The sequence below is a fragment of the Proteiniclasticum sp. genome, assembly GCF_032054185.1.
Lineage (GTDB): Bacteria > Bacillota > Clostridia > Clostridiales > Clostridiaceae > Proteiniclasticum.
This window is the reverse complement of the sequence record NZ_DAMBTF010000031.1, coordinates 19,386-29,462: the sequence shown is the minus strand read 5'-3', so window position 1 is coordinate 29,462 and position 10,077 is coordinate 19,386. Positions and strand designations below refer to the sequence as shown.

Sequence of the window (10,077 nt, the reverse complement as noted above, 5' to 3'; positions counted from 1 at the left end):
AATGCAAAAAGCGACCGATTTCCGTATGGAAATGGTCGCTTTGTCTACAGTCTGAAAGGTCCCTGACGGGACCTTTTTGCATTACTCAATCCGGATTCATAGGACGATGTGTAATTATGCATAAGGCTGGCGTCGTAATTTGGTGATTCAATTGCTTATAAAAGTTCAATTTGATATAATTAATCCAAATAGACCTACAGTATCGAGGAGGATAAGGAATGAGTGAAAATATGAATAAAACCCAAGGTCACGGTGTGGTCAAAATATCGGAAGATGTAGTCGGGGTCATTGCAGGGATTGCTGCAAGCGAAATTGAAGGTATCCAGGGCCTGCATCCTACACTGACAGGTGGAATCACACAGGTGGTTACCGGTAAAAGAAATGTTACCAAAGGTGTCAAGGTTACTGTGGGAGAACATGATGCAATCATTGATATGGTTGTGAGCATAGAATACGGATTCAAAATACCGGATGTGGTCCATAAAGCTCAGATCAATGTTAAGGAGACTGTTGAGACCATTACAGGACTTAAGGTGTCTGCTGTAAACGTCTATGTCAACAATATCTACGTCAAGGACAAGGAAAAAGAGACAAAGGAAAAATAATACCTCACCCTCTGATGCCAGAGGGTTTTTTGTAGTGAAACTAATAATAAGGAGTGGGCAGTGTTGCCCTTTATGATTATGAGAAAAAGAACAAGAGAAATAGCGATGGAGCTTCTGTATCAGAGCACCATGAATGAAAAAACAGCAGAAGAACTGATGGACGATTACTTTGAAGACAATCAGGATGATTTAAGAGAGGATACCGATCTTAAGTATCTTGAAGATGTTTTAAGCGGTGTTATGAGCCATAAAGAGAACATTGACAAGCTTATCGAAAAATATCTGGTCAACTGGAAGCTTTCCAGAGTGTCCAAAATCAACCTCAGTATTCTTAGGCTCGCAACATATGAAATTCTTTATGTGGATAATATACCTGATAATGTATCCATTTATGAAGCTGTAGAAATGGCTAAAAAATATTCGGATGAATCATCAGGATCCTTCGTCAACGGAGTTCTGGACAAGATTTCACACACGGACCATGACCTGTCAGCTGCGCCTCTTACCGTGAACGCTGAGTCTGAAGCTGATGCAGTGCCGGAAACCGGAGTGATCGAATCTGAAATGAAGGAAGAGCCTGAAACGGAAGAAAGAGGAACTGAAGAATAAGACAAGCCATTTGAATACCAGAACAGGGAGGATAACAATGTCAGAAATTATCAATGTATCAGCCATTGCAAAGGTAGAAAAAGAAAAGATCAGAAACAGAATTGAAGGATATCGGGCAGAGGGCAAAGCAACGCCGACGCTAGCCTCAGTAATCGTAGGTGAAGATCCCGGGTCTGTATATTATATAGATATGCAGAAGAAGGTTCTGGAATCTCTTGGCGGGACAATGCTGAAAATCACTCTGTCTCAGGATGTCAGTGAGGAAGAACTGCTCTCCACCATAGGTGAGCTTAATGAAGATGATGAAGTCCATGGAATCATGGTGCTTTTTCCACTGCCGAAGCATATCAGCGAAGATCGTATCGCCATGAAAATCAGTCCATCAAAAGATGTAGATGGTGTAAATCCCATCAACATCGGACTACTGGCATCGTCAACAGGTGGAATCGCTCCATGTACTCCATCAAGTGTTGTGGAGATACTGAAAAATACGTTGGGCATGCTGGAAGGCATAAATGCAGTCATCATCGGGAGAAGCAATATCGTGGGTAAGCCACTGATACAGCTTCTACTTCGGGAAAATATGACGGTAACTGTCTGTCACTCAAGAACAAAAGAGCTCAAGAATGTGGCAGCAGGCGGAGAAGTCCTGATATCAGCCATGGGACGCCCCATGATGATCACTGAAGAGTATGTCGGAAAAGGTGCTGTCGTCATTGATGTAGGTACGTCAGAAAAGGACGGAAAGATAGTCGGCGACTGCGACCTTCTAAGCGTGATGAAGAAAGCGAGACTTGCGACAAAGGTGCCTGGTGGAGTAGGGACACTGACAACGACCATTCTGATGAGGACTCTTGTTGATCTCTATGATAAAAGCGAAGCGTAACAGGTGAACGGAGGTCATTAATGAAACTGAAAACCATGAGCGTTACAGACCTCAATGTCTATATCAAAAGAAACTTTGACCATGACTTCATTTTGAACAATCTGACCGTCATGGGCGAGATTTCCAATTTTAAAGCCCACTCATCCGGTCACTTCTATTTTTCACTGAAAGATGAAAGTGCTAAAGTGAACTGTGTCATGTTTCGGACGGAAGCATCCAAGCTTGAAATCAGACCCAAGGATGGCATGAAAGTTGTAATTAAGGGTAGAGTCAGCGTCTACCCGAAAGAGGGAAGCTATCAGCTCTATGCTTCCATGATGGAAGAAGTGGGGCTTGGAGAAATCTATCTGGAATTTGAGAGAAACAAAGAAAAGCTCCATAATGAGGGGCTTTTTCGTGATGAAATCAAAAAGGAGATTCCGAGATACCCTGAAAAGGTTGCGGTCATCACATCTTCAACAGGAGCGGCTGTGCAGGATATCATCAACGTTTCCAGAAGAAGAAACGGCACTGTCTCCCTGACTGTATTTCCTACACTTGTTCAGGGAGACGAGGCCCGCCTGTCACTTACAGCAGCCATACAGAAGGTCAATCTCCATAAGAAATATGATGTGATCATCCTTGCAAGAGGTGGTGGATCCTATGAGGATCTCTCCTGTTTCAATGATCTTGATCTGGCCTATGCCATCAGAAAATCGAAGATTCCTGTGGTCACGGGAATCGGTCATGAGGTTGATTTCACCATAGCCGATTTCGTAGCGGATTACAGGTGCGCGACACCTTCCCAGGCAGCAGAAGTCGTGATCCCATCACTTTCTGAAATGGTGAGAGAATATCATGAATATCAGGCACGGCTTAAGGGCAGCTATCAGATGAGACTGCGTTTTGAAAAAGCCAGGGTGGAATCCCTGATGCAGGCTCTTTCAAAAAACAATCCCAAGATCATAATAGCCAACGGATATCTTGAAATCGACCGGAAAAGAAATCAATTAGATGGTATAATTATACAGAAACTATCTAGAGAAAAAGAAAGGCTCGCATCAGGATACAGCCTTCTGAAAGCGCACAATCCCCTGAATATTCTTGATAAGGGATATGCTCTGGTCTATGACGGCGAAGGGGTACTCGTTAAAGAGGCAGAAACTCTGGATCACCTGGATAGAATCAGAATCAGGCTGAAAGATGGAGAAAGAACATTGGAGGTGCATAATCATGGCAAAGAAGAAAGTGACCTATAAAGAAATGATGGAGAATCTGGATGAAATCATCGAGAATCTTGAAAAAGGCGATCTGTCTGTAGAAGAATCCATGGATAAGTATGAGGAAGGGGTCAAAATCACAAAGGACCTTCTGGAGATTCTCAACAAAGCGGAAGAAAAAGTTAAAATTATGCATGACCAGGATGAAACGGAGTTTTAAATGTTAAAAAGATACAAGACTTTAATGGATGAAACCATACTGAATTATTTTAGAAAGCTTCCGGATAATACACTGACAGAAGCTATGGCCTACAGCATGAACCTGGGTGGAAAAAGACTGAGACCTGCACTGGTACTTATGTCTTCAAAGATCTTCGGCGGAGATGAGGCGGAAATCCTGCCCATGGCTCTTGCCATGGAGATGATTCATACCTATTCTCTGATTCATGACGATCTACCTGCCATGGATAACGATGAGTTAAGAAGAGGCAAACCGACAAATCACATCGTATACGGTGAAGCAAATGCCATCCTGGCAGGAGATGCGCTCCTCAACGAAGCATTTTCACTGCTTCTCTCAAATTATGCAGTGAAAAGTACTGAAGGTGCCAGGGCAGCTCTGAGGATTTCAGAAGCTTCTGGCAGAGAAGGTATGATTCTTGGACAGGTCTACGATCTTGAAAATGAAAAGAAGAAGGCGGACCTTTCCGGACTCATTTCCTGTCACAATAGAAAAACAGGAGAGCTGATTGCAGCATCTCTTACAGGACCGGCAGTTCTCTATGGGGCTACCGATGAAGAAATCGAAAAGATTCATACTTTCGGCATCAAGCTGGGACTGGCTTTTCAGATTCAGGATGACATTCTGGACAGAACTTCCACAAAAGAGATTCTGGGGAAGAGCACGGGAAAAGACGAAAAATCCGGAAAAAGCACATATGTGGAATTATTCGGTATCGAGAAAAGCAGAGAGATGGCACGGGAAGTCACATCCGAATGCCTTGAAATTCTGAAATCCATAGACAGAGATACAAAAGAGCTTTCAGATGTGACAGAACAGCTGATGATACGAACCTATTAGGAGGAAAAAGAATGGGTATACTGGATGACGGCTATCATAAGCCAGAAGATATTAAGAAATTTACCCTGGAAGAACTGTATGCGCTTTCAGATGAAATTCGAAGCTTCCTTGTGGAATCAGTTTCCAAGACCGGCGGTCATCTTGCTCCTAATCTGGGTGTCGTTGAACTCACTGTAAGCATGTTCAATGTATTTGATCTGGAAAAGGATAAGATCATATATGATGTGGGGCATCAGAGTTATGTCCATAAAATTCTTACCGGCAGAAAAAAAGGCTTCGAAACACTGAGGCAGTTCGGAGGAATAAGCGGTTTTCCCAAAAGAGAAGAAAGCCGATACGATATTTTCGATACAGGTCATTCTTCCACATCAATCAGTGCCGCTCTTGGAATTGCAAGAGCAAGAGATCTTAAGGGAGAAGACCATCAGGTCGTGGCCGTCATCGGTGATGGTGCACTGACCGGAGGAATGGCTCTTGAGGCGCTGAATGACGTAGGCGACAAGAAGACCGATCTCATCGTTATCCTGAATGACAATCAGATGAGCATTTCGCGAAATGTGGGTGGAATCAGTACCTATCTCAGTCAGCTGAGGGGGGACAAGAACTACGAAAAAGCGAAGAAGGAAGTCCAGGATCTGGTAGACAGAATGCCTCTTGGAAAAAGCATCAACAAATCCATGGACCGTGTGAAGGAAGGGATAAAATCCATGCTTCTTCCCGACATGCTGTTTGAGAACATGGGACTGACCTATCTCGGACCGGTGGATGGACATAATATCAAAGAGGTTTCCAAAATCCTCAAAGTTGCAAAAGAGATGAAAGGACCGAAGCTTGTTCATGTCATCACCAAAAAAGGAAAAGGCTACAAGAACAGCGAACAGAGACCCGATAAATTCCATGGAACACCGCCTTTCAACATGGAAAACGGAAAAACGATATCTCCGGGCGGTCTCAGTTACTCCGCGGTCTTCGGCAATACACTGACAGAAATGGCCAAGGAGAACAGAGATATTGTTGCTGTTGTTGCGGCTATGCCTGACGGCACAGGGCTCACCAGTTTCAAGGAGCTCTTCAGTAAAAGGCTGTTTGATGTGGGTATTGCTGAGCAGCATGCAGTCACTCTTGCCGCAGGGCTTGCTGTAGGTGGACTTAAGCCGTATGTGGCACTGTATTCCACTTTCCTTCAAAGAGCTTTCGATCAGGTCATCCATGATGTCTGTATTCAGAACCTAGATGTGACCCTCTGCATTGATCGTGCAGGGCTTGTAGGCGATGACGGGGAGACTCATCAGGGAATCCTTGATCTGTCCTTTCTGACGCCTATACCCAATCTCACCATCATGGCACCCAAATCACTGGAAGAGCTGAGATATATGCTCTATTTTTCCGAGAAATTCCGAGGTCCTCTAGCCATAAGATATCCTAGAGGAGGAGATGATCCGTCATATCATCCTGTACCGCTGAAGGAGTTCGTTCCAGGAAAATTCGAAGTGATGAAAGAAGGAAGCGACGGGTATCTCTATGCTACAGGAAAGATGGTTTCAAGAGCAGTTCATCTTTCGGAAATGTTGAAGGAAAAGGGATATGATTATGGCGTCGTGAACGGATGCTTCATCAAACCTGTGGATGACCATCTGATCAGGTCCCACCTTGATAAGGGCTATAAGATCGTTACGATGGAAGACAACATGCTTCACGGAGGATTCGGTTCCATGGTCATGGAAAGCGCGATGGGTCATTTCATGATCGGGAATCTTCTGAGACTTGGCTATAATGATCAGTTCGTTGTTCAAGGTGCAGTGGAGCGGCTATATGAGGAATATGGCCTGGGCTATGATGCGATGATGCAAAAAATCATAGATTTTACAGGAGAGAAATAGATGAGTGATAAAGAAAGGCTTGATGTGCTCCTTGTGGAACTGGGCTATTACGAAACCAGAGAAAAGGCAAGAGCACAGATCATGGCCGGAAAAATATATGTTGACGACCAGAAGTCCGATAAACCGGGGACTAAAGTAAGCAGATCGGCCAACATTGAAGACCGTGGCGAAAAAATGCCCTTTGTTTCACGAGGCGGATTTAAGCTGGATAAAGCGGTCCGATCGTTTAAGATTGATCTTAAGGAAAAGATCTGCCTGGATATCGGAGCCTCCACAGGAGGCTTTACAGATGTGATGCTGCAGAGCGGAGCACAGAAAGTCTATGCGGTGGATGTGGGGTATGGACAGTTTGCATGGAAACTGAGAACAGATCCAAGAGTCGTCTGTCTTGAACGGATGAATTTCAGGTATGCAACGAAAGAAGAGATTCAGGATCCCATAGACTTTGCAGCAACGGACGTTTCCTTTATTTCCATCACAAAAATCATACCTGCTGCAATCCGTCTGATGAAAGAGGATGGGGAAATGGTTGCACTCATCAAACCACAGTTTGAAGCAGGAAGAGAAAAAGTGGAGAAAAAAGGGGTAGTGAGAAAGAAATCGACCCATAAGGAAGTGCTGAAAACCATAACGGATTTTGTCACAGCAGAGAATCTGTTCATCTATGGTCTGGATTATTCGCCCATAAAGGGACCAGAAGGAAACATCGAATTTCTGATATATTTCGGCAGGAAAGACAAAGAGATACTGTTCGATTACGAGTCCGTTATCGATGAGCTCATTGATCGTGCACACAGTATCTGACATTATAGATTGGGGGAAGCTTTGTGAAAAAGATTGGAATCTACAGCAATAAAGAAAAAGACCCCGAAGGGATTTATCTTGAAGAGACCCTGAACTGTCTGAAAAATACTCTGCCACGTGCAGAAATCTTTCTGGTGAAAGACGAGCTGCCGGAAGAGGAACTGGAGCTTCTCATCGTTCTGGGAGGCGACGGCACACTGCTGTCTGCCGCAAGGCTCACCTATGGTCTAAATGTACCCGTACTTGGCGTAAACATCGGTAATCTGGGTTTTATGACCGGTACGGATATACACGGACTTCATGAGAGTCTTTTAAAAATCGAAGAAGGCCGATACACCATAGAAGACCGCATGATGCTGAGAACTACAGTGGACTGCCCGGACGGTACGAAGACCTTCTATGCGCTCAATGATGTTGTGGTACATAAAGGCGCTCTAGGCAATATCATCTATTTCGAACTGTATGTGGATGATGATTTTTCAAACAGCTACCGTGGGGATGGGATGATCATCACAACCCCTACAGGCTCTACCGCCTACAACCTGTCCGCTGGAGGATCCATTATGTATCCTACTGTTGAAGCCATAGGCGTCACAGCCATATGCCCCCATACCTTTGGCGTCAGGAATCTGATCCTTGCCAGCAGTCAGAAGATAACGATCAAAGTCGGGAGAAGCAATGAAGAGTTTTTTCTCTCCATGGACGGTCAGATCAATCTCAGAATAACAGAAGATGCGATAATCACCACGAAGAAGGCGGAGCATTCCTGCAAGATTCTGAGACTGGATGATTATGATTATTTCAATGTACTCAGACAGAAACTGATATACAAGGCAATGAATATTCAAAGGGGTGAAAAAATTGAAAATTGACAGACGCAGTAAAATGCTGGAAATCATATCCAGACGAGAAATCGAAACCCAGGAGGAATTGGCCCAGGAACTGAGGAAAGAGGGCTTCAATGTAACGCAGGCTACCGTATCAAGAGACATCAAGAACCTGCAGCTCATCAAAGTGCTCAGCTCAACCGGTAGATACAAGTATGTGGCGAATAAAGAAGAATCAAAGGATGCCATCGGAAAGCTGGTGACGCTCCTCTCCCATACCATAATTTCGGTGGAAAACATCGACAAGATGGTGGTTGTAAGAACCATAACAGCAGCGGCGGGAACGGCGGCAGAAGCCATAGACCAGCTGGATCTTGCGGAAATCGCAGGAACAATAGCTGGAGACAATACCATATTTATGATGGTGCGCTCGGACGATATGGCAGTAGAAATCGTGAAAAAGATTTCTGAGCTGGTGGGTAAGTAAAATGCTGATACAGCTGAATGTGAAAAATTTTGCGCTGATCGACCATCTTGAACTTTCATTCCATGACGGATTCACCATTCTGACCGGTGAAACGGGAGCGGGTAAATCCATACTCATCGACTCCATCAATTTTGTTCTGGGGGAAAAGTTCAGCAAGGAATTTATCCGTACCGGAGCCGATTCAACCTATGTGGAAGCGATATTCACACTGGAGGAACCTGCTAAAGCCATTCTGGATGCCCAGGGTATTCCTTATGAAGATACAGTCATTCTCTCAAGGGAAAGCTTCGTCAACGGCAGAAACAGTTCGAGAATCAACGGTAAAAGCGTGCTTGTGGGTGTTCTGAAGGAACTGGGAAAAGAACTTCTGGATATTCACGGACAGCATAACAATCAGAACCTTCTTGACAGCACAAAGCATCTGGATTATCTGGACAGCTTCATCGATCTTTACGAGAAAAAGGCATTTAGTGATTATGCAGAGCAGTTTGAGCATCTGAGCAGCCTTAAGGAAAAACTGCAGAAGCTTCTCGGCAACACAGACCGGGATAAGCTGATCGATTACCTCAAATTCCAGATTGAAGATATCGAAAAAGCAAAACTTCGGCCTGATGAGGAGAAAGAGCTGACCGAAAAGTTCTCCATGCTGAGCCATGCCGAAAAGATTTCGACGGGTCTTGTACAGGCGCATGAGCTCATCAGCAGCGAAGAAGGTATACTTTCTTCACTTTCAACCTCTCTGCATGCACTCAAGTCCATCGAGAAATATTATGAAAAGGTCAAGGGTCCCATCGAAAATCTGGAAAACGCCTATTATACGCTTCAGGAGACCTTCAGAGAAATCACCGATTACAAAGATGAGGTGTATTACGACCAGGATGAACTCAATGAGATCAATGAAAGACTTTATATCTACAGCACTTATAAGAAGAAATACGGTGAACAGCTCGAGGACGTTCTGGCATACTATGACAAGATCAGAAAAGAATATGATGATCTCAACAATGCCGAGGAACATATCATAAAAGTGAGGCAGGATATCGAGAAGGTCAGGCACAGACTGCTTGAAACAGGCCGTGAGATTCATAAGATAAGAGTTTCCGGAGGGAAAAACCTCAGCAGCAAGATCAATGAAGAGCTGAAGTTTGTCGGTCTCGAAAAAGCCCAGTTCATGGCGCAGATCAGCGGGACAGAAATCATCGGACCCAAAGGAACGGATGAAGTGCACTTTCTCATTTCTACAAATACCGGTGAACCTATGAAACCTCTGGAAAAAATAGTTTCAGGCGGTGAACTGTCACGTATCATGCTCTCCATGAAAGTGGCCTTTATCGACAAGGATAAGACGCCTTCCGTAATATTCGATGAAATCGATACAGGGATCAGCGGAAGGATAGCTGAGGCGGTCGGTGAAAAAATGTATTCCCTTTCTCATTCATTCCAGGTTTTCTGTGTCACCCATCTGCCCCAGATTGCCGCATTTTCGGATAACCATCTGGTGGTCTCGAAGCATGAGGAAGATAAGAGAACCTATACCAAAGTCAATGATGCCGATCTTTCCGGCAAGACGGATGAGCTGGCTAAAATGATCGGGGGAAGCGCAATTTCCGATCCGCAGGTGAGAAGTGCGGAGGATATCATTGCAAAGACGCAGAAAATCAAGGAAAAGTATACTCATAAAGTGAAATAAATGCCATAA

The 10,077-nt window shown here is 44.3% G+C and carries 11 protein-coding genes; all 11 read left to right on the top strand.

What is annotated here, in order from left to right; all coding sequences use genetic code 11:
* Positions 1 to 218 precede the first annotated feature (218 nt).
* A complete protein-coding gene (locus RTX25_RS13165) occupies positions 219 to 605 on the top strand; it encodes an Asp23/Gls24 family envelope stress response protein (protein ID WP_312654372.1) in 387 nt (128 codons plus the stop codon).
* Positions 606 to 677: 72 nt separating this feature from the next.
* Positions 678 to 1,214: a transcription antitermination factor NusB gene (gene nusB, locus RTX25_RS13160; protein ID WP_312654374.1), complete on the top strand. Its 537-nt coding sequence runs from the start codon at positions 678 to 680 to the stop codon at positions 1,212 to 1,214.
* Positions 1,215 to 1,251: 37 nt separating this feature from the next.
* Positions 1,252 to 2,100 (top strand): bifunctional 5,10-methylenetetrahydrofolate dehydrogenase/5,10-methenyltetrahydrofolate cyclohydrolase, encoded by an 849-nt coding sequence (locus tag RTX25_RS13155; protein ID WP_312654371.1) that lies wholly within the window; start codon positions 1,252 to 1,254, stop codon positions 2,098 to 2,100.
* Positions 2,101 to 2,120: 20 nt separating this feature from the next.
* Complete coding sequence (xseA, locus tag RTX25_RS13150) at positions 2,121 to 3,338, top strand: exodeoxyribonuclease VII large subunit (RefSeq protein ID WP_312654370.1); 1,218 nt, start codon at positions 2,121 to 2,123, stop codon at positions 3,336 to 3,338.
* Entirely contained in the window at positions 3,313 to 3,519 is a 207-nt protein-coding gene (locus RTX25_RS13145) for an exodeoxyribonuclease VII small subunit (protein WP_312654369.1), read from the top strand. Before xseA ends, RTX25_RS13145 begins: the two co-directional genes overlap by 26 nt.
* Complete coding sequence (locus tag RTX25_RS13140) at positions 3,520 to 4,380, top strand: farnesyl diphosphate synthase (RefSeq protein ID WP_312654368.1); 861 nt, start codon at positions 3,520 to 3,522, stop codon at positions 4,378 to 4,380. It abuts the gene before it with no gap.
* An 11-nt stretch (positions 4,381 to 4,391) separates the two neighbouring features.
* Positions 4,392 to 6,260 carry a 1-deoxy-D-xylulose-5-phosphate synthase gene (gene dxs, locus RTX25_RS13135; protein ID WP_312654367.1) on the top strand — a complete coding sequence of 623 codons (1,869 nt, stop codon included), beginning with the start codon at positions 4,392 to 4,394 and terminating at the stop codon, positions 6,258 to 6,260.
* The gene (locus tag RTX25_RS13130; RefSeq protein WP_312654366.1) at positions 6,261 to 7,064 is read left to right on the top strand and encodes a TlyA family RNA methyltransferase; all 804 of its coding nucleotides are present in this window, start codon (positions 6,261 to 6,263) and stop codon (positions 7,062 to 7,064) included.
* Between the two features lie 23 nt (positions 7,065 to 7,087).
* The gene (locus RTX25_RS13125; RefSeq protein ID WP_312654365.1) at positions 7,088 to 7,936 is read left to right on the top strand and encodes an NAD(+)/NADH kinase; all 849 of its coding nucleotides are present in this window, start codon (positions 7,088 to 7,090) and stop codon (positions 7,934 to 7,936) included.
* On the top strand, positions 7,926 to 8,378 hold the full coding sequence (locus RTX25_RS13120; RefSeq protein WP_312654364.1) for an arginine repressor: 453 nt from the start codon (positions 7,926 to 7,928) through the stop codon (positions 8,376 to 8,378). The genes RTX25_RS13125 and RTX25_RS13120 overlap by 11 nt, the downstream gene beginning before the upstream one ends.
* 1 nt (position 8,379) lies before the next feature.
* Entirely contained in the window at positions 8,380 to 10,068 is a 1,689-nt protein-coding gene (gene recN / locus RTX25_RS13115) for a DNA repair protein RecN (protein WP_312654363.1), read from the top strand.
* Positions 10,069 to 10,077: the final 9 nt, after the last annotated feature.

What these genes read in the sequence shown, in the direction of transcription:
- RTX25_RS13165 (WP_312654372.1), top strand. Translation starts at nt 219, where the DNA reads ATGAGTGAAAATATGAATAAAACCCAAGGTCACGGTGTGGTCAAAATA.
- nusB (WP_312654374.1), top strand. Translation starts at nt 678, where the DNA reads ATGATTATGAGAAAAAGAACAAGAGAAATAGCGATGGAGCTTCTGTAT.
- RTX25_RS13155 (WP_312654371.1), top strand. Translation starts at nt 1,252, where the DNA reads ATGTCAGAAATTATCAATGTATCAGCCATTGCAAAGGTAGAAAAAGAA.
- xseA (WP_312654370.1), top strand. Translation starts at nt 2,121, where the DNA reads ATGAAACTGAAAACCATGAGCGTTACAGACCTCAATGTCTATATCAAA.
- RTX25_RS13145 (WP_312654369.1), top strand. Translation starts at nt 3,313, where the DNA reads ATGGCAAAGAAGAAAGTGACCTATAAAGAAATGATGGAGAATCTGGAT.
- RTX25_RS13140 (WP_312654368.1), top strand. Translation starts at nt 3,520, where the DNA reads ATGTTAAAAAGATACAAGACTTTAATGGATGAAACCATACTGAATTAT.
- dxs (WP_312654367.1), top strand. Translation starts at nt 4,392, where the DNA reads ATGGGTATACTGGATGACGGCTATCATAAGCCAGAAGATATTAAGAAA.
- RTX25_RS13130 (WP_312654366.1), top strand. Translation starts at nt 6,261, where the DNA reads ATGAGTGATAAAGAAAGGCTTGATGTGCTCCTTGTGGAACTGGGCTAT.
- recN (WP_312654363.1), top strand. Translation starts at nt 8,380, where the DNA reads ATGCTGATACAGCTGAATGTGAAAAATTTTGCGCTGATCGACCATCTT.